Source organism: Pseudoflavonifractor sp. An176 (genome assembly GCF_002160435.1).
Classification (GTDB): Bacteria; Bacillota; Clostridia; order Oscillospirales; family Oscillospiraceae; genus Enterenecus; species Enterenecus faecium.
On record NZ_NFKO01000011.1, the window covers coordinates 13281 to 31953 of the forward strand.

General features: G+C 56.4%; 16 protein-coding genes and 1 riboswitch. Of the genes, 11 read left to right on the plus strand and 5 right to left on the minus strand.

The window, feature by feature from the left end; all coding sequences use genetic code 11:
* Positions 1–503 precede the first annotated feature (503 nt).
* The 5 genes from B5F12_RS06690 to B5F12_RS06710 all read left to right on the plus strand — a co-directional run bounded on the left by B5F12_RS06690 (position 504) and on the right by B5F12_RS06710 (position 8691).
* Positions 504–3884, plus strand: coding sequence for a SpaA isopeptide-forming pilin-related protein (locus tag B5F12_RS06690; protein ID WP_158096771.1), 3381 nt, complete (start codon positions 504–506; stop codon positions 3882–3884).
* A gap of 87 nt (positions 3885–3971) precedes the next feature.
* Complete coding sequence (locus B5F12_RS06695; protein WP_158096772.1) at positions 3972–5681, plus strand: SpaH/EbpB family LPXTG-anchored major pilin; 1710 nt, start codon at positions 3972–3974, stop codon at positions 5679–5681.
* Positions 5682–5765: 84 nt separating this feature from the next.
* On the plus strand, positions 5766–6644 hold the full coding sequence (locus B5F12_RS06700) for a class C sortase (RefSeq protein WP_087232197.1): 879 nt from the start codon (positions 5766–5768) through the stop codon (positions 6642–6644).
* Positions 6634–7341 carry a class C sortase gene (locus tag B5F12_RS06705; RefSeq protein WP_087232200.1) on the plus strand — a complete coding sequence of 236 codons (708 nt, stop codon included), beginning with the start codon at positions 6634–6636 and terminating at the stop codon, positions 7339–7341. Before B5F12_RS06700 ends, B5F12_RS06705 begins: the two co-directional genes overlap by 11 nt.
* A gap of 421 nt (positions 7342–7762) precedes the next feature.
* Positions 7763–7891, plus strand: a riboswitch (FMN riboswitch).
* Positions 7892–7968: 77 nt separating this feature from the next.
* On the plus strand, positions 7969–8691 hold the full coding sequence (locus B5F12_RS06710) for an ECF transporter S component (protein ID WP_087232203.1): 723 nt from the start codon (positions 7969–7971) through the stop codon (positions 8689–8691).
* A 722-nt stretch (positions 8692–9413) separates the two neighbouring features.
* Here B5F12_RS06710 and larC read toward each other — a convergent pair.
* The 4 genes from larC to B5F12_RS06730 form a co-directional block, all read right to left on the minus strand.
* On the minus strand, positions 9414–10640 hold the full coding sequence (gene larC / locus B5F12_RS06715) for a nickel pincer cofactor biosynthesis protein LarC (protein ID WP_087232206.1): 1227 nt from the start codon (positions 10638–10640) through the stop codon (positions 9414–9416).
* A complete protein-coding gene (gene larB / locus B5F12_RS06720) occupies positions 10637–11398 on the minus strand; it encodes a nickel pincer cofactor biosynthesis protein LarB (protein WP_087232209.1) in 762 nt (253 codons plus the stop codon). The genes larC and larB overlap by 4 nt, the downstream gene beginning before the upstream one ends.
* The gene (gene larE, locus B5F12_RS06725; RefSeq protein ID WP_087232212.1) at positions 11388–12155 is read right to left on the minus strand and encodes an ATP-dependent sacrificial sulfur transferase LarE; all 768 of its coding nucleotides are present in this window, start codon (positions 12153–12155) and stop codon (positions 11388–11390) included. Before larE ends, larB begins: the two co-directional genes overlap by 11 nt.
* Positions 12156–12492: 337 nt before the next feature.
* Positions 12493–13176, minus strand: coding sequence for a 4Fe-4S binding protein (locus B5F12_RS06730; protein WP_087232215.1), 684 nt, complete (start codon positions 13174–13176; stop codon positions 12493–12495).
* A gap of 171 nt (positions 13177–13347) precedes the next feature.
* Here B5F12_RS06730 and B5F12_RS06735 point away from each other — a divergent pair, with 171 nt between their 5' ends.
* Positions 13348–14688 carry an MATE family efflux transporter gene (locus tag B5F12_RS06735; protein WP_343286314.1) on the plus strand — a complete coding sequence of 447 codons (1341 nt, stop codon included), beginning with the start codon at positions 13348–13350 and terminating at the stop codon, positions 14686–14688.
* A gap of 388 nt (positions 14689–15076) precedes the next feature.
* Here B5F12_RS06735 and B5F12_RS06740 read toward each other — a convergent pair whose 3' ends face one another.
* Complete coding sequence (locus tag B5F12_RS06740) at positions 15077–15457, minus strand: helix-turn-helix transcriptional regulator (protein WP_087232218.1); 381 nt, start codon at positions 15455–15457, stop codon at positions 15077–15079.
* Between the two features lie 164 nt (positions 15458–15621).
* Here B5F12_RS06740 and B5F12_RS06745 point away from each other — a divergent pair, with 164 nt between their 5' ends.
* From B5F12_RS06745 to B5F12_RS06760, 5 genes are all read left to right on the plus strand, one after another.
* Positions 15622–16017 carry a hypothetical protein gene (locus tag B5F12_RS06745; protein WP_143482344.1) on the plus strand — a complete coding sequence of 132 codons (396 nt, stop codon included), beginning with the start codon at positions 15622–15624 and terminating at the stop codon, positions 16015–16017.
* A 7-nt stretch (positions 16018–16024) separates the two neighbouring features.
* Positions 16025–16255: a hypothetical protein gene (locus B5F12_RS06750; protein WP_143482345.1), complete on the plus strand. Its 231-nt coding sequence runs from the start codon at positions 16025–16027 to the stop codon at positions 16253–16255.
* Positions 16252–16530: a hypothetical protein gene (locus B5F12_RS06755; RefSeq protein WP_087232225.1), complete on the plus strand. Its 279-nt coding sequence runs from the start codon at positions 16252–16254 to the stop codon at positions 16528–16530. Before B5F12_RS06750 ends, B5F12_RS06755 begins: the two co-directional genes overlap by 4 nt.
* Positions 16531–16622: 92 nt before the next feature.
* A complete protein-coding gene (locus B5F12_RS11710) occupies positions 16623–17165 on the plus strand; it encodes a terminase small subunit (RefSeq protein ID WP_158096773.1) in 543 nt (180 codons plus the stop codon).
* Positions 17155–18672, plus strand: a complete 1518-nt coding sequence (locus B5F12_RS06760) for a PBSX family phage terminase large subunit (protein WP_158096774.1) — start codon at positions 17155–17157, stop codon at positions 18670–18672. Before B5F12_RS11710 ends, B5F12_RS06760 begins: the two co-directional genes overlap by 11 nt.
* The last annotated feature ends 1 nt before the right edge of the window (position 18673 follow it).

Below are 18673 nucleotides of genomic sequence, written 5' to 3' on the forward strand. Positions count from 1 at the left end.
GGTGAGTAGGAAACAGCAAATTAACAAGAAAATATTTCCTTGGATTTTGCAAGAAATAGAATGCTGACTTTCAGCACTTTGTCCATGAGAAACGGACATATAAAAGATGGAATGTGACAAAAGTGTTATTGTTTTCAAATTTTAAGAAAAAATTACCTTCGATGCGTTGATAATTCTTGCATAGTATGGTATAGTATTCACGCCGTTTGGTGAAAAGAGCATGTCGAAAGACATACTCTACGTGCTGTCTGCAGTTTGTCGAAAAGGTCAGCGACAGATTAGACTGGGGACGCATATGAAACCGGAATGAGTATAGGACGAGATGGTATGAATGGCATGAAACATTTTCTGAAAAATACACAAATAAATGTACTAACCAAATATACTGCGTCTGTGAGATCCTGATAGAAAGGGGTTGGTTGAGGATGATGCAGCGCATACGACAGCGGATTCGGAAGAGACCGTGGATGGTACCGGCTTTGCTGCTGGTCCTGGTGTTTGCCATGGGACTGTTGGTGGAGGCGATCAAACCTATGGGAGGCAGTGCCGCCAAAGCAGGCGAACGCTTTTCGGACCCACCCACCAATGCATCAAAGGATTATGAGGATGCACTGGGTAGCCCTAGTTCTACTCGGTTTAACGGCCGAGTGTGGGCGGATAAAACAGTGTATACTGGTGATGCGACGGTTGAATCTTCCTCCTCATCTGAAGGAGAGGACACTGAAACGATTGAGATAGGAGGCGATGATTTTCTCATATCTTATTCCCTGCTAGCATCGACTACGGTAGTAGAGGGCCAGTCCCAAGTACCGCTGGACGTGGTATTCGTCATTGACTTGTCGGACTCTATGAAGGGAGATAAGATCAAAGAGACGGTGGTGGCTCTCAATCAGTCTGTTCACACTCTGATGACAGGGAATCCAGACAACCGAATCGGTGTAGTAACCTATAGTGATGAAGCTCAGGTTTTGCTGCTTTTGGACCACTATACAATGGTAAAAAACGCAGAGAATTATTTTACCTTGAGTGAAGCAGGCGACTGCTTGGATGTAGCGGTTATGAACAGCAGTGGACAACAAATAGAAGCGTCTGCAAAAATGGGACAGTGGACCAACATTCATATGGGCATTGATGCAGGAATGGATTTGTTGTTGAGCGTTCCTGATGATGATATTACTACAATTTCTGGACAGACTCGATATCCAGTTCTGATGCTGATGTCTGATGGTGCCCCTACTGCATCTGGTGACGATGCTACAGATTGGTGGAATCCTAGTGGGGTAAGCGGCGATGGCGATATAAATTTTAGTGGATTGGATGCTTTCAAGGCTGTTATGAATGCAGCCTATCAAAAACAGCGTGTGTCACAGCACTATAGGCAGGACATGAAAGTTTACACTGTAGGTGTAGGTGAGGAGTCTTGGACGAATACCATAGACAGGGAAATGGCGAAAGTTACACTGAATCCTAAAGAATGGGATAAGGTAGTGACCTCTGGACTGAAAGAAGTATGGGATCAATGGAAGCTCTACCAAACTGGCGCAGATATTACCGTTGGTTATGGGGAAAGAAAATACACATTCACTCATCCGCCCACGGGAGATGTAAATTCATTGTTTTACAATGATGCCTATTTTTCGGCTAAGAATTCCGAGAATATTGCTGAAGCTTTTCAGCAGGTATTAAATCAGATAGTAGTTTCTGGTGCTGTTCCCACCCAGGTAGAAGGGGATCCTGCACATAGCGGTTATGTTACTTATGTAGATCACATTGGTCAATATATGCAGATAACCGCTATGCGTGAGCTAGTATACAAAGGGAGCGTTTTTACCATAAAAGATACTCAAAACAGCGGGAATAAAACTACGTATACATATTATGGAGGTCTAGATAGTCCCGTATATGATTATCAAGAATTCATTGATATAGTTATTACGGTTACCACAAATACGGAGTACCCCTATGACCAGACTCTGGAAGTAAAAGTCCCTGCTACGCTTATTCCTTTGCGAACAAATTATGTGACCCTGAACGAGGATGGCACAGTAAAGGAGAATGTCTGTAAAAATAACACACCTTTACGGTTGTTTTACACCGTCAGTCTACGGGATGAGGTCGTTACGACGATTAACAATCAAAGATATGCAAACATCAGTCGTCTGAGCAGTGAATATATCAAAAATCACACCAATGAAGATGGTAGTATTCGGTTCAACCCCAATCTATACACTGGCTACGCGGAAGATCAGGCAGGGGTGGGAAAAACCGTAGGTAATGCCTATGTCTATTTCCAAGCTGCAGATACCAATCCCTTCTACTATGTCCAAAAGGATACCCCGGTGTATGCGGATAAAGAATGTACGATTCCGGCCAAAGACAAGAACGGGGATCTCTATGTGCAGATAACCTATTATGACGGGACGGAAATCGTGACAAAGGCTGTTCCGGTGACCAGCATTTATGATTTGGAGGATGTCCAGCCTAATCCAGAAGATGGACCCCTGTATTTGGAAGCAGAATCCAGGTACCAATTCCGTGATTGCACGGTGGATGAGAAAGATGACCCTGAACACCACCATAATAGCGATTGTGACGATGTTATGGATAAAGGCGATGAAAACAATCTCAGTGAAACTGCTGAAACCTATCGGTATCCGATCTACATTGAAACAGAGAATGCCGAACAGAGGGAAGCACCACCTCCGTATGGCAGCGATGGTGAACCGGGCAATGCCCTAGGATACTTGGGTAACAACGGCGTAGTGAGCCTTCCTGTGCTTACAGGTGATTTGTCTATCTCTAAGACTGTAACGGGTAATATGTTGGAGAAAGTGGAGAACCAAGAGTTTGTTTTCGACATCAACGTATTCTATGAAAATTCTGGTACAAGAGCGAACCTCAACGGCACCTATGAAACATCCGCAAATGGTGGAAGTGTGGTGCAACCCAGTACAGAGCCCAGTTTGAAGCCGGGAGAAGAGAAGATAACATTTGTGGACGGAAAAGCCCAGGTGGTTCTCAAGCATGGACAGAGCATTACCGTTCATGACCTGCCAGCTGGCTATACCTATGTGGTGACTGAGCAAGACCCCAATCCCGATTCAGAGTTGAACATTTATAATGGCGAGGACTATAAAGTGAGTGTCACCCAGTCCACCTCGGCTGGAGGAGAGACTGCGACTAACAATGGTGAAGGAACCGCTGAGGCGGAAACAAGCGTCTATACTTGCACAGGAACTATTCAAGCTGATCGGGTGGAGACGGTAGCTTATACCAATAAACTCTATGTACCTATGGTTCCATATTCCTTTACAAAAGTGGATGGATTGAGTTTTAGCTCAGAAGATTTGTCCAAGGCTATCGCATTGCCGGGAGCACAGTTTGTGCTATACCACTATGATGGAAAAGAGGAAAACTGGGCTGAGGACTCCAAGAAGCTGATCGACCTGAGCAATCTTTCCGATGTGTGGGAAGACCCCATTACCGCTACTTCCGATGCCCAAGGTGAGACTCGATTTGAGAACTTGCAGGAAGGGCACTACCGGCTGGTAGAGACAGAGGCCCCAGAAGGGTACCAGTTGCCAACAGGTCAATGGAATTTGACGGTGGATATTTCTGGAGATGAAGGCAGCGAAGTGGGAACCTTTGTGATCCAGTCTACGGAGGACGCTACGATGGATACCCCGGCCATGGCGATTGCAAAAGAAGCTAGTGGTGAAAATACCTACTATCTGATGAACTACAAGCCCATCAATCCTCCCATCACTGGCGGTGACGGAGGCGAGGACTTCCGCATTGGCGGCGGTCTGCTGATGTTCACGGGCCTGGTTCTGGCCATGTGGTGGATGTGGAGCTCTCCCCGCAGGCGAAGCGAATTCCTCTAATTCTTTTATGTTGTGTGACACAGGCAGTGTAAAACCTGTACACAAATATATACCCAGCAGTTGAGAAAGGAGAAACCTATGAAAACGATGAAATCAACGATGGCACGGCTCTTTGCGCTGTGTCTGACCGTGGCGATGGTGCTGTCCATGGCCACTATGGGGGCCTTTGCGGCTCCCGTTGCCAGTGAACCGACTGGAACGATTACCATTAACAGTGCGGCCAGTGACAATGATGCCGAGGTTGACCTGTACAAGATCATCAAGGTGAATATGGTCAACGTCGGTACGGAGGAAAAGCCTGTGTTCCAGCCCCAGGACCCTGTGTACATCTGGGTGGACGCTGTGGCCACCTGGCTGGAGACCAACGCCAATGCGACCTATAAAGGCTACATCAACGCTTCTAACAATGCTATCACTGATAGCTTCAAAAAAGCTACTGCTGCTCAGTTGAGCAAGTTCTTCCACGATATGAAGGCCGCTATAGAGCCCGGAGAAGATGAAAAAGTCGAACTAGAACTGACAGCTGCAAAGAGCATTACCATTTCAGGTACCGCCCAGGAAATTACTGGGATGGAAATGGGTCAGTATCTGGTCATCGCTGAAAAGTCTGCCTATGTGTACAGCCCTGCTACTGTGACCCTGGCCCCTGTCTGGGATGAAGGAAGCAAGGCATGGGTCCTGAATGATGCCTCTGTGACCGTGAAGGGTAAAGGTGGTATTGAGAAGACCGTTACCGGCGGGGATCTGCAATATGCTGTTGGTGATACCGTTAACTATCGCCTGGACGTGGTGATTCCCACTTACCCTGAGGGTGCCACAGAACCCGCCTTCAACGTGGGCGATAAGATGGGTGTGGGCCTGACCTGGAGTGGCTCTGTGACCGTGTACTGGAGCGAAGACGGCATTATGAACACCGTGGAAAAAGGGGAAGGGGATAATGTAACGGTCGTTCCTGACCCTGAATACCGGGTAGATGCTTCTAACTATGCGCTGGCTACACCGGAAGATGATCCGGAACTTGCAGAAGACGAGATTACTTTTGAGGTACGGTTTGATTACAAGAACTTGATTAAAAACTGTTCTGGTGCGAAATATGTCCACGTGGTGTACACTGCTATTCTGAATGAGGACGCGTTCACCACCGATTCTCTGGGCAACGATGCCTACCTGGGCGTGAATACTGATCCTTATGATGATAACTCTTACGAGACTACGGACACCCACGAGCAAGTCTACACCTACGGCATCAACGTCACCAAGGTGGATGCTAACAACCATGCCACCACTCTGGCTGGTGCTGAGTTTACTCTGAAGAATGCTGACGGGACTGAAGTTCAGTTCGTGGAGACGGGCGACGGCGTGTATGTGAAGTATGCAGCCGCCAACTACAAGCCGGGAGATAACATCACTCCTGTGACTACCCTGGAGGTGGCCCCTAATGGTACCCTTCAGCTTAAGGGCCTGGATATTGGTACTTATACCCTCACTGAGACCAAGGCTCCCGGTGGCTATCAGCTGCCCGCTAGCCCTGTGACCACCATTACACTGACAGACAGCGAGCCGAATGGTAAGCTGGATGATGGCACTACCGCCAGCGGCTCCATGCTGGTAGATAAGGTAAGTGCAGATGGTAACGTCATTAGCTTCAAGTTGGGCAACACCAAGCCCGGTTTTGAGCTGCCCACCACCGGCGGCATGGGCACCGTGCTGTTCACCGCTGGCGGCCTGGTCATCATGGCCTGCGGCGCTGCTCTGGTGCTGGTGACCCTGAAGAAGAAGAAGAAGGCAGAGGACTAATTCCTCTTCGAAGCAAAAATCGCAAGCAAGGAGCCGGGGCGTCCCACGCCCCGGCCCTTCCCATATCACGGAGGAAGCCAATTTATGAGTGAACAACCCCAGGAGAACCGACAGAGAGAGAGAAAGGGAGCCAAGGTGCCTCTCATCCTGTCAATGGCACTGTTGGTGCTGGGGGCGGGGATTTTTTTCTACCCTGCCATCAGCAACTTCATTGCCGACCTCAGCCACCGGGAAATTATCACGTCCCACGCCAATATGGTCAGCAGCTTGGACGAGGAGACCTTGGCAGAGGAGTGGCAGAAGGCCATAGAGTACAATGAAAACCTGATGGGCGACCCGGTGCACGATCCCTTTATCCCTGGCAGTGGCTACGCCATCCCGGACAATTATCAGGACGTGTTGGCTCTGGACGACGTGATGTGCACCCTGGAAATCCCAAAAATTGGCCTATCTCTGCCGGTGTACCACGGTACCAGCGAGGAGGTGCTGGCCAAGGGAATCGGGCATATGGAGGTCACCGCTCTGCCCATTGGCGGACTCAACCGCCACACCGTTCTTACCGGACACCGGGGACTGCCCAGCGCGGAACTGTTCACCCGGCTGGACGAGATGGAGATAGGGGACCACTTCTATATCCATGTGCTGGACGAGGTCCACGCCTATCAGGTGGACCAGATCACCACGGTGGAGCCGGATGAGCTGGAAAATCTGGTGGCAGAGGCAGACAAAGACTTGGTGACCTTGGTGACCTGTACCCCCTATGCAGTCAATACCCACCGACTGTTGGTGCGAGGTACCCGGGTGGAGTATGACCCGGAGGTGGAGCAGCAGGAGGATGAAGTAACCCTGCGGACCCTGGACTTCACCTACCTATGGTACTACATTCCCGGCGCTGTGGTAGGCGTGGGCTTGATTGTAGGTATCGTCGTGTGGAGAAGGAGGAAAAAACGCCGTGAGGGATAAGGCGAGACAGATTGTCCTCATATTGGGCTTGGTGCTGGTTCTGGTGGGGGCTGGTGTTCTGCTCTATCCCCGCTTTACCGCCTTCCGCTATGCCCAAGAGGTATCCAGACAAAAGGAAAGCTTCTTGGAACAGGTGGCCCCAGAAGAAGCCCAGGAGCCAGACCCTAGATTGGAAGAGCTGTATGAGAAGCTGGCGGAGGAAAACCAGCGGCTTTATGAAGAGCACCAGCCCCAGCTGGTGGACCCCTTTTCCTATGAACAGCCTGCCATTGACCTGTCTGAGTATGGACTGGAAGATGGTGTGATCGGCTATCTCACCATAGATAAAATGGGGATTGAGCTGCCCATCTATCTGGGGGCCAACCCCAGAAATATGACCCTGGGCGCTGCCCACATGACCAATACCTCCTATCCTATCGGAGGGGAGAACACCAACTGTGTGTTGGCAGGGCACCGGGGGTATTTCCAGGCCCCCATGTTCCGCAACATTCAGAAGCTGGAGCTGGGGGACGTGGTGCAGGTCCAGAATTTCCGGGAGACTCTGCAGTATGAAGTATCAGAAATCCAGGTGGTGAATCCCGACGAGGTGGAGTGCCTGTACATCCGCCCGAGTGAGGATTTGCTCACGCTTATCACCTGCCACCCCTATCCCACCAACACCTATCGTTATGTGGTGATCTGTACCCGAATCGTATGATAAAAAGATTTCCCTGGGCATTTTGGCCCAGGGAAATCTTTTTATCATAGAAGTGGATCATTGTATAAAATGTCAAAAACAGGCGAAAAACGCCTGGAAATACTTGGAGCAAAATGTCGGCAAAAGGGCTCTATTTCCATTTAAATCGTGATATTGTGGAACATTGACAGAAAAAACGTGTTAAAAATGTAAAAAACACAAAAAACAGCTCTTTCCTCTGTTAATTCGGAGGAAAGAGCTGCTTTTTGCGGGCTTTGATTCCCGGCTGCTGGATGAATGATCGTTGCTTTTGCATAGTATGAGAATGCGAGGTAGCACGGCGAATAGATTCTGCATCCAATGGTATTTGGAAGGCTGCTGAGAAAAATAGCTTGCTTTTTAGCAGCACTGTGCTATAATAGCGGGCAGAGACAAGTGAATACCATGTCTTCAGGGCGGGGTGAAATTCCCCACTGGCGGTATAGTCCGCGACCCGCAGAGCCTTGGTTCTGCGGCTGACCCGGTGAAACTCCGGGACCAACGGTTACAGTCCGGATGGAAGAGGATGTGCAAGAGCTCCAAGTGGGTTGTTGCGCCTGAACGGCATTGGCGGTTGGGCGTCTCAATATCATTTGGAGGTTTTTTATTATGTGGAACAACCTGACGGACCTGTGGGCCAGCGCACAGGACAATGTGGTGTATCTTCTGGTATGCCTGGGGGTATTTGTGGCCCTGTTTGCAGTGGCCATGCTGGTGGAACGGGTGTGGCTGAAGGTCCCCCGGCAGCAGGGCGCCCGGCGGGCGGCGTACATCGGTATCTTTGCCGCCATGGCCGCCATCCTGATGTACCTGGAGTTTCCCCTGCCCTTTGCTCCCAGCTTCTATGAAATTGACCTCAGCGAGGTGCCCGTGCTCATCTGCTCCTTCTCCCTGGGCCCTGTGGCGGGTGTGGTGTGTGAGCTGGTGAAGATCATCCTCAAGCTGCTGCTCAAGGGCACCACCACCGCCTTCGTGGGCGACTTTGCCAACTTTGTGGTGGGCTGCTCCTTCATTCTCCCCGCCACCACCCTCTATCACCGCTTTAAGACCAAGAAGGGGGCCATCGCTGGCATGGTCACCGGTACGGTGGTGATGGCTGCCTTCGGCAGCTTCTTCAACGCGGTGTATCTGCTCCCCGCCTTCTCCGCCCTCTACGGCCTGCCCCTGGAGCAGCTGGTGGCCATGGGCACGGCGGTCAATGGCATGATCAACAGCGTGTCCACCCTGGTGCTCTTTGCCGTGGTGCCCTTTAACCTGCTCAAGGGCCTGATTGTGTCGGTGCTCACCACCCTGCTCTACAAGCGTATGGAGCGGCTGCTGCGGATGCGGTGACATCGATATGGAGAGCAACGAGACGAAAGTTTCGCTGCTCTCCTTTTTTCGCACCGAATAGAGAGATGGGAGCGGCTTTTTGAGCCGCTCCCAAGTTTTTATGTGTCTTTTCCAGTCCCCGTGCTCCGATTAGGAACACACTTCTTTGCTCTTCGCTGGAGTAGCCTTGCCAGTCTGGCGGGGACGCTACCCGCTGGGGGTTCCTTTTGTTCGGGCAAAAGGAACCAAAACCCGCTTAGGGCGTTCCCCCCTAAGTACCCCCCTTGGGGTACGGGACCGGATGTGCGTCAAGCCCGTTTTCGGCCCGTCACCTTTACGGTGGCGCCTATAGTGCCACTACACCAGGCCACCATGGCAGCTAGCCCTATGGCTGGGCGGTTCCCCCGTCCGGGCCTACTCTGGTGGTGCGGTGTAGCCACCGCCGGGAGCCAGTCCACCGGCAGCTGGGAACAGCTGCTCGCCAGAGGAAGGCCCTGGCGGTAGAAGTCACATCTACCAGAGAAGAAAGCAGTTCCTTTAGAGTTGCCAGGCCATCTATGTGACCCCACCGGTCCAAGGGCCAGAAAGAGAAGGACGCAGGAGCAGCCAGTACCAGCAGGGTGGATTCCACAAGGCGGGGGAAGGACCCGCCTTTGGCGATTCTTTCCCCCATTTCTCATCGTGGAGAAATGGGGCCCAGCGGAGCGCGTCTCCCCTGCCAGTGAAGAGGGAAGAGGCATGGGTTAGTCCCTGTGGAAGATCTGTTTCAGGGTAATCTTGTGCTCCCGGGCGATGCGGGCCATGTCCTCATACTCCGGCTTGGAGCGGCGCACGCCGTAGCCCTGGGCCTTCTTCACCCGCACCGGGCCGTAGGGGGTTTCCCGGGTGGTGATGCTGTAGTCCAGCACGTGCTTTTCACAGGTGCGCACCCGCAGCCCTGTGGTGGAGGTAAGGGCAAACACCTGGTGGATGAGCGGGTCTTTGTGGGCGGGGTCACACAAGGCCGCCAGCTGCCAGCCGGGGCGGCCCTTCTTCATGCACCCGGGCAGGGTGTACACGTCCAGAGCACCCTCCTCTAAAAGCCGCTGGCAGGCAAAGGACAGGGCCTCGGGGGTCATGTCGTCCAGGTTGCACACCAGCTCCAAAATCTCCCCTTTGGCCTCCTGGGTGTGCCCCAGCATGGCCCGGACACAGTTGGCGGCGGGGAACTCCTTTTTGCCCATGCCGTACCCGGTGTGCTCCAGCACCATGGGGGGCATGGGGCCAAACCGGGTGGCAAAGGTGGTCAGCAGCGCCGCCCCCGTGGGGGTGCACAGCTCCCCCTGGATGTCCCCACCGTAGCAGGGCACCCCCTCCAGCAGGTGGGCGGTGGCGGGAGCGGGGACGGGGACGATACCATGGGCGCAGTGGACCATGCCGCTGCCCACGTGGACGGGGGAGACCACCACTTCGTCGGGGTGGAGTAGGTACAGAGCATAGCAGGCCGCCGCCACGTCCGCCACGGCGTCCAGGGCACCCACCTCGTGGAAGTGCACCAGGTCCACCTCCACCCCGTGGGCCTTGGATTCCGCCTGAGCCAGGCGGTGGTACACCGCCCGGGCCTGCTCCAGCACCGGGGCGGGGAGGTTCAGGTGGCCGATGAGGTGCTCCACATCGTGGAGGGTGGTGTGGTGGTGGTGATGATGATGCTCGTGGCCATGCTCATGCTCGTGGCCATGCTCATGCTCGTGATGATGATGGCCATGGTGATGGTCCAGGCTCTCCTCCCGCTCTCCGTGGACCACCACGTCCATGTGGGTGCCGGAGAGGCCGCAGGACTGGGCGGGGACGGCGTGGAACTCCACCCCAGGCAGACCCATGTGGTTGAGGGTGTGGAGGAATTCCTCCCGGTTGGGGAGCAGCTCATACAGAGCGGCGGTGAGCATGTCCCCCGCCGCTCCCATGTTACATTGTAAATATAAGGTGTTCATTGAGGCAGACCCTCCATTTGATTGATGCGGCTGGCCAGGAAGCCTGCGCCAAAACCGTTGTCGATGTTCACCACGCTGCACCCGGAGGCGCAGGAGTTGAGCATGGCCAGCAGGGCGGACAGGCCGCCAAAGCTGGCCCCATAGCCCACGCTGGTGGGCACGGCGATGACAGGGCAGTCCACCAGACCGCCCACCACCGAGGCCAGCGCCCCCTCCATACCAGCCACGGCGATGACCACCCGGGCCTGCATCAGCTCATCCAGGGAGGCCAGCAGGCGGTGAAGTCCCGCCACCCCCACGTCGTAGAGGCGGGTGACCCGGTTGCCCAGCACCTCGGCGGTGAGGGCGGCCTCCTCCGCCACCGGCATGTCGCTGGTGCCCCCGGTGGCCACCACAATGGAGCCCACCTGGGGGTGGGGCTGGGGGTTGATCACCCCGATGCGGGGGACGGGGTGATAGTCCATGGGCAGCTCCTGGGCTACCAGGTCCGCCTTCTCCTGGTCCAGGCGGGTGACCAGGATGTTGCGGCTGCCGTTTTTCATCATGGAGGCGGCAATGCCCGCAATTTGCCGGGGGGTCTTGCCCGCCCCATAGATGACCTCCGAGGCACCCTGGCGCACGGTGCGGTGGGTGTCCACCCGGGCATAGCCCAGGTTGTCAAAGGGAGAGCGTTTCAGCTCCAGAACGGCCTGCTCCGGTGTGACGGACCCGTCCGCCACACCTCGCAGCAGGGCCAGCACATCTTGTTTACTGTCCATGGAATTCCTCCTTCTGCCGGGGGTTCAAGTCCAAAAAGACCTGGGAAAAGTGGGGGGAGAGGGCCTCTAAAAGGGCCCCATGCTGGGCCACCGCCCGGTCCATCTGGTCCTGGGGCAATTGAAGGAGGGCGGCGTCTCCCCGCAGTCGAATGCGAAAATCGGTGAAGCCCAGGGCGAAGAGGGCGTCCTCGCCCCCCTCCACCCGGGCCAAATCGGGGGCGGTGATGGGGGTGCCCGTGGGAATGCGGGTGGCCAGACAGGCGTAGGCGGGCTTGTCCCAGGTAAACAGCCCCGCCTCTCGGCTCAGGGCCCGCAGCTGGGCCTTGGTGACGCCGCACTCCCGGAGGGGGGAGCGCACCTCCAGCTCCGAGAGGGCCCTCATGCCCGGGCGGTCCTGGGCGTCGTCCGAGGCGTTGGTGCCGTCCAGCAGCAGGGAAAAGCCATCCGCCCGGACCTGCTGCCACAGGGCAGAAAAAAGGGCTTTTTTACAGTGATAGCAGCGGTTTGCTGGATTGGCGGCCACCTCTGGGCAGGCCAGCACGTCCAGCTCCACCACCGTCAGGGGTACTCCCAGCTCACGGGCCAGACGCTGGGCGTCTTCACGCTCCCAGGCGGGCTGGAAGGGGGTGGAGACGTAGTAGGGCCGTACGTCCTGGCCAAAGGTGCGCCCCGCCCAGAGAAGGTAGGCGGAGTCGGAGCCCCCGGAGAAGGCCAGGGCGGCCTTGGGGTGCTGGGTAAAAAATTGCTGTAATGTCATGGGATTCTCCTAAAAAGAAAAGGTACGCCTTTGGGGCGTACCTTTTGACTGTCAAAAAAGCAAAAGTCCCTGCAAGAAGTTTGAGGTACTTGGTTAGGAACACAAGCCCTCGGCAGAGTTTTCCCGCCCGCAGGCGGGAAAATAAATGAAAATTCGTTTTTTCCGGGGACATGCGCATCGGAAAAAACACTTCTCAGCCCGCCAGTGTGGCCTTGGGTCGTCCTTGGACCCAAGGATGCATGCAGCGGGCTGTATCTCCTCGAAAAAATGCTTGCATTTTTGAGAAAAACCCGCTATGTGAATGGTACACAAACCGGGGGGAGAAGTCAAGCCCCCATCAGTCCAAAATCCGCCCGTCGGTGGAGATGGTCACCACCTGCCAGGGGATGAACTTGCCGCTGGCACGCAAAGCCTGGGTGGCGGCGTGCTGGATGCCGCCGCAGCAGGGCACCTCCATGCGCACAATGGTGAGGGCGGTGATGTCGTTATCCTGGAGAATGGCGGTGAGCTTTTCCGTGTAGTCCACCATGTCCAGCTTGGGGCAGCCGATGAGGGTCACCTTGCCCCGGATGAAGTCCTGGTGGAAATTGGCGTAGGCGTAGGCGGTGCAGTCGGCGGCAATGAGCAGGTGGGCGCCCTGGAAGTAGGGGGCATTCACCGGGGCCAGCTTGATCTGCACCGGCCACTGGCGCAGCTGGGAGGCACAAGGGGCAGGGGCGGCGGTGTCTGCCTGGGGGGTGATGGTGCGGGACTGGCTGCCGGGGCAGGCGCAGGGGGCAGCTTTGGCGGCCATATTGGCCTTCACCGCCGCCTCGTCATAGGGGGCGGCCTCTCGCTCCACGAAGGTAATGGCCCCGGTGGGGCAGGTGGGCAGGCAGTCCCCCAGGCCGTCGCAGTAGTCGTCCCGGATGAGCTGGGCCTTGCCGTCTACCATGGCGATGGCCCCCTCGTGGCAGGCCTGAGCACAGGCCCCGCAGCCGTTGCACTTGTCCTGGTCAATGTGGATGATGCGTCGAATCATGGATGTGTCCTCCTGGTGTGGTGATTTTGATGGTAGGATACCACAGTGGGCCGGGAATGTCTGTTGTAGTTCCAACAAAACCGCAGGTTTTCTCCCCAATGGCTTGCCAAGGGGAACTGGGAGGTATATACTAATCAGACACGAAATGAGAGATAGAGAAAGGAAATGAAAATGGCACACACCACAGAACCCATGACACAAGGGCCCATTTGGAAGCGAATCACCTACTTTGCCCTTCCCATTTTTCTGGGCAACCTGTTCCAGCAGATGTACAACACCGCCGACTCCCTGATCGTAGGAAACTTCCTGGGAAAGAATGCCCTGGCTGCGGTGAGCTCCACCGGCAGCCTCATTTTTATGCTCATCGGCTTTTTGAGCGGCATCGCCATCGGCGCCGGTGTGGTCATCTCCCGTTACTTCGGCGGCAACAAGCTGGAGGAGATGAGCAAGGCAGTGCACACCACCGTGGCCTTCGGTCTGGTGGCCGGCGTGGTGATGACAGCGGTGGGCGTGGGCCTGTCCCCCCAGATTCTCCGGTGGATGGACACCCCGGAAAACGTCATGTACAACTCCCAGCTGTACCTGAGCATCTACTTCATGGGCTCTCTGGGCTCAGTGATGTACAACGCGTGCGTGGGTATCATGCAGGCGGTGGGCGATAGCCGCCACCCCCTGTACTACCTCATTGTCTCCTCGGTGGTCAACGTGGTGCTGGACCTGTTCTTCATCGCCGGGCTGGGCATGGGGGTGGACGGAGCGGCCTGGGCCACCATCATTGCTCAGTACGTCAGTGCCATCATGTGTCTGTGGCGGCTGCTGAGGGTCAAGGACAACTACCGGGTGGAGCTGCGGAAGATTCGCTTCCACTGGGATATGCTCAAGCGGGTGGTGCGTTTCGGCCTGCCCTCCGGCGTTCAGAACTCCATCATCGCCATTGCCAACGTGGTGGTCCAGTCCAACATCAACCACTTTGGCGACGCCGCCATGGCCGGCGTGGGCGCCTACTCCAAGATTGAGGGCTTCGGCTTCCTCCCCATCACCAGCTTTACCATGGCCATGACCACTTTCGTGGGCCAGAACCTGGGCGCGGGCCAGATCGAGCGCACCAAACGGGGCGCCCGGTTCGGTACCATCACCTCGGTGATTTTGGCTGAGCTCATCGGTGTGGCGGTCTTCATCTTTGCCCCCCAGCTCATCGCCGCCTTTGACACCTCCCCCGACGTCATCGCCTACGGCGTGGACAAGGCCCGCACCTCCGTGCTCTTCTATTGCCTTCTGGCCTTCTCCCACGCCATGGCCTCCATCCTCAGAGGTGCAGGCAAGGCCGTGGTGCCCATGTTCGTGATGATGATCTGCTGGTGCATCATCCGGGTGTCCTTCCTGGCCATCGCCGTGCCCCTCACCGGCAGCATTCAGATGGTCTACTGGGTCTACCCCCTCACCTGGTTCTTGAGCTCCGTGACCTTCCTGTGGTACTATCGGCGCATGGATTGGAACCGAAATCTGGCATAAACACTGTATTTTTGAAAGGACGGGAAAATTTCCCGTCCTTTCGACTTTTTTCGACCTTATTCGACATTTTTTTATGTTATCATACAAAAGTCCCATAGAACGGACAATTTTAGACAAATTGTGGGAGTCAGATGCTTGAAATGGTACATATGTTCGATTATAATAGGGGCAGGACATCGTGGAACAATGGGATGGCACCCCCATCCCCAGCGCAGGGAGGAAGAGAAATGGAGCGTAACTGGATCAAAGCGGCAATCATCGACTTACTGGACCGAGCGGATGAGGCCCAGCTACGAGCCATTTTTCAGTTTATTTCCCATTATTTGAATCGATAAACGGGAAAAATCCCCGGGCATTTCACCGAAATGGTGGAATGCCCGGGGATTTTTTATGTCTCGGGGTCGGTAAGCTCTCGGGCCAGCCGCTCCAGCACCGCCCAGTCCTCGTCGCTGAGCCGGGACAGAGCGGAAATGAGGCGAGAGCGGAAGTCATTCCGGCCCGCCACATCCCCCAAAAAGCCCATCAGCTCCTCGTCGGGAGTGTGGCCGCTGGGGGGGGTTACCAGCATGTCCCCCTGGCCCGTACGCAGCCAGTTCTCATTGACGTGGAACACCCGGCAGATATCCAACAGGGTGCGCTCGCTGGGGGTGGTTTTCTCGATCTCATAGGTGGCAATGGTATTTTGCTTCAAACCCAGTTGGTCGGCAAAGGCCTGTTGGGTCAGCCCATAGGCCTTGCGCACCTGGCGGATACGCAGTCCAACACTCATAGTCAATCCTCCAGTTCTCGAAACGATACGGGGGTTACCTCCGTATTTTACCACGCCACAGCGGGAAGCACAAGAAAGAAGATTGACCAAATCAATAAAATGGCCTTGACAAATATCGGTGAATGATATAATATTATCGAGAAATCAATAAAAGGAGGGAGACTATGACATGGAGCGCATGGTCACTGTGCGTCAGCTTGCCCCGGCTGGGGCGGCGTGAGCGGGCCTTTTGGCTGGGCGTGGCCCAGGGGATGGCATGGAGACATCGAGAGGAGAAAAAGGAGGAGCGAGCAGGGATGCAGCGGGAAGAGATGGTCTATCACGGGGGAAAGCGCACCCAGGGGGAGCGGGTGAAGCTGGAGGTGCGCAAAGAGGAGGGCAGCGACGGGTTCTGTCAGGTCATTGAGGCCTCCAGCACCGCCGCCGCCATGGATGCCCTGGAGGCCCTCATCCGGGGATATGAGCAGTTTCTGGGGGTGCCCGCCCACCATGTGCTGGCGGTGCTGGCCACGGTGATGACGGTGCCCGGCGGGGGCCACATGGAGGGAACAGGGAGGTGACGGGGCCGTGACAGGGTTTACACCCCAGGAGCTGGAGGAGATGGCCCAGGCGGACGCCGAGATCGACCGGGAGTTTGAGGCGGATTGGGATATGGAGCCGCCGCCCCCCGTCCCCCAGCTGGTGTGGGTGTCCCGGCTGGCCCGGCAGCACCACACCACCTATGGAAGATTCGTCTCCACCCACACCGAAGAGGAAATTCGGGAGCTGGTGGAGCAGTTGAAAGGAGAAACCGTATGAAATTTCGCTATAAGCGGGGCATTCCGGTGCCCTATGCCCGACAGGGATACATCTACTTTAAGTCTCTGCGCTTTTCCGGCCTGCCTGTGCGGGAGCAGGAGCGCATTCGCCGCCTGTGCGACTGCGTGGGGGGCAACAATGGCCAGGCGCTGCTGGAGCACGTCACCACCGGGGAGGCGGTGAAGTCCGTGTGTCAGAGACACTACATTGCCTCCCCCACCACCCTGTACCGGGCGCTGAAACGCTATTATGTACGCTTTCCCCAGGATTTATAAGGGAAAGTGTGGAGATTGAACACGGAATGTGTAATCACGAGGGAAGTCTGGTTGCTACAATGGGACAAGAAGAACACAAGGGAGGGAAATCTGTGGCTGCCAGACAGCGACAAACCAGCACATCCAAGACCCTGATGCGTCAGGTACGCCAATACCTGGACTCCATCAGCCGCACCGTGGATGTCACCGAGCTGCAGCCCACCGGAGAGGTGGACAAGAAGGGGAATCCCATCTGTGAGCGAAAGCCGGTGTACAACGACCGGGGGGAGATCATCCGCACCCGGGAATATGTGATTCCGCCCACCCTCACCGGCATCTGCCTCCACCTGGGCATCACCCCGGGGAAGTGGAAGCAGTGGTGCGACCACCAGGCCTACCCGGAGTTGGAAGAGGCCACCGAGTGGGTCACTGGCATCTTGCAGGCGTGGAGCGAGGAACAGCTGCTCACCCGCAAGGACGTGAAGGGGGTGGTGTTCCACCTACAAAACAACTATGGCTACGCCCAGAAGGTGGAGGTGGAGGCGGGGCCCCAGACCCGAGCGGCCCAGTCCCTCACCACCCAGGAGAAGCTGGCCCTGCTCCAGGAACTGTGGGAGGAGGGGCAGGGGGAGCTGCCGGAGCACCATGAACCATGACCGACAGGAGGAGGCTCTGCTGTGGTACAAGGGCCTGAAAGAGACCAACAACGACACCTTCCTCCCCCTCTTCTTTGACAAGCACCGGTTTCTGGTGCTGAAAGGGGGCGGCGGCAGCGGCAAGAGCATTTTTGCCGGGCGCAAGGTGTTGGAGCGGGTGACCAGCGAGCCGGGGCACCGGTGGCTGGTGTGCCGCAAGGTGGCCCGCACCCTGCGGGAGAGCTGCTGGGCCCAGCTGGTGGGCCAGATTTCGGACTTCTACCCCGACGCCGGGGCCAAGACCAACAAGTCCGCCATGACCATCACCTTTGCCAATGGCAGCGTCATCCTCTTTGCCGGGCTGGACGATGTGGAGAAGCTGAAATCCATCTTCAACATCACCGGCATCTGGATTGAGGAGGCCTCCGAGCTGGAGGAGGGGGACTTCAACCAGCTGGACATCCGTCTGAGAACGGATTTCAACCAGTATCTCCAGATGATCCTCACCTTTAACCCCATCAGTATCACCCACTGGCTGAAAAAGCGGTTTTTTGACCGGAAAGACCCCCGGGCCACGGTGCACGAGAGCACCTATAAAGATAACCGCTTTCTCACCCCCGAGGCGGTGGCCACCCTGGAGAGCTTCAAGGAGACCGACGAGTACTACTACATGGTCTACTGTCTGGGCCAGTGGGGGGTGACGGGCAAGACGGTATTCAACGGCAAGGCGGTGGGGGAGCGGCTGCAACACCTGGAGCCCCCGGCGAAGGAGGGCCTGTTCGAGTACGACCTGGCCGACGACGGCATCCATCTCACCAACATCCACTGGGTGGAGGAGAAGGGGGGCCCCATTCGCATCTACACACCCCCTCAGCAGGGGCGGCCCTACGTCATCGGCGGGGACACCGCCGGGGACGGCTCGGACTGGTTTGTGGCCCAGGTGCTGGACAACATCACCGGGGGGCAGGTGTGCACCCTCCGCCACCAGTACGACGAGGACACCTACACCCGGCAGCTGTACTGCCTGGGGCTGCACTACAACAAGGCCCTGTTGGCCCCCGAGTGCAACTTCTCCACCTATCCGGTGAAGCTGCTGGGGCTCATGGGCTACCCGAAAATCTACGTCCGGGAGGTGGAGGACTCCTTCGACGGACAAATCCACCACGCCTACGGCTTCCGCACCGACCGCCTCACCCGCCCGGTGATTTTGGCGGAGTTGGTACGGGTGATGCGGGACCACCTGGGGGGCGTCCACGACCGAGCCACCCTGGAGGAGATGCTCACCTTTGTGCGCAATGAGCAGATGCGCCCCGAGGCGGAGCCGGGGGCCCACGACGACTGTGTCATGGCTCTGGCCATCGCCCACTACGTGCGCCCCCAGCAGTCCATGCGCCTGACCACCCCCCAGCCCGGAGGCACCGCCCGGTGGACCTCGGACATGTGGGAGGACTGGAACCGGGCCAGCCCCGGGGACCGGGAGATGCTGCTGCGGCTGTGGGGCAGGCCCGGTGACAACAAAGGAGGATGAA

What these genes read in the sequence shown, in the direction of transcription:
- B5F12_RS06755 (WP_087232225.1), top strand. Translation starts at nt 16,252, where the DNA reads ATGAAATTTCGCTATAAGCGGGGCATTCCGGTGCCCTATGCCCGACAG.
- B5F12_RS06760 (WP_158096774.1), top strand. Translation starts at nt 17,155, where the DNA reads ATGAACCATGACCGACAGGAGGAGGCTCTGCTGTGGTACAAGGGCCTG.
- B5F12_RS06735 (WP_343286314.1), top strand. Translation starts at nt 13,348, where the DNA reads ATGGCACACACCACAGAACCCATGACACAAGGGCCCATTTGGAAGCGA.
- B5F12_RS06700 (WP_087232197.1), top strand. Translation starts at nt 5,766, where the DNA reads ATGAGTGAACAACCCCAGGAGAACCGACAGAGAGAGAGAAAGGGAGCC.
- B5F12_RS06740 (WP_087232218.1), bottom strand. Translation starts at nt 15,457, where the DNA reads ATGAGTGTTGGACTGCGTATCCGCCAGGTGCGCAAGGCCTATGGGCTG.
- larE (WP_087232212.1), bottom strand. Translation starts at nt 12,155, where the DNA reads ATGACATTACAGCAATTTTTTACCCAGCACCCCAAGGCCGCCCTGGCC.
- B5F12_RS06710 (WP_087232203.1), top strand. Translation starts at nt 7,969, where the DNA reads ATGTGGAACAACCTGACGGACCTGTGGGCCAGCGCACAGGACAATGTG.
- B5F12_RS06695 (WP_158096772.1), top strand. Translation starts at nt 3,972, where the DNA reads ATGAAATCAACGATGGCACGGCTCTTTGCGCTGTGTCTGACCGTGGCG.
- larC (WP_087232206.1), bottom strand. Translation starts at nt 10,640, where the DNA reads ATGAACACCTTATATTTACAATGTAACATGGGAGCGGCGGGGGACATG.
- B5F12_RS06745 (WP_143482344.1), top strand. Translation starts at nt 15,622, where the DNA reads ATGACATGGAGCGCATGGTCACTGTGCGTCAGCTTGCCCCGGCTGGGG.
- larB (WP_087232209.1), bottom strand. Translation starts at nt 11,398, where the DNA reads ATGGACAGTAAACAAGATGTGCTGGCCCTGCTGCGAGGTGTGGCGGAC.
- B5F12_RS06690 (WP_158096771.1), top strand. Translation starts at nt 504, where the DNA reads ATGGGACTGTTGGTGGAGGCGATCAAACCTATGGGAGGCAGTGCCGCC.
- B5F12_RS06730 (WP_087232215.1), bottom strand. Translation starts at nt 13,176, where the DNA reads ATGATTCGACGCATCATCCACATTGACCAGGACAAGTGCAACGGCTGC.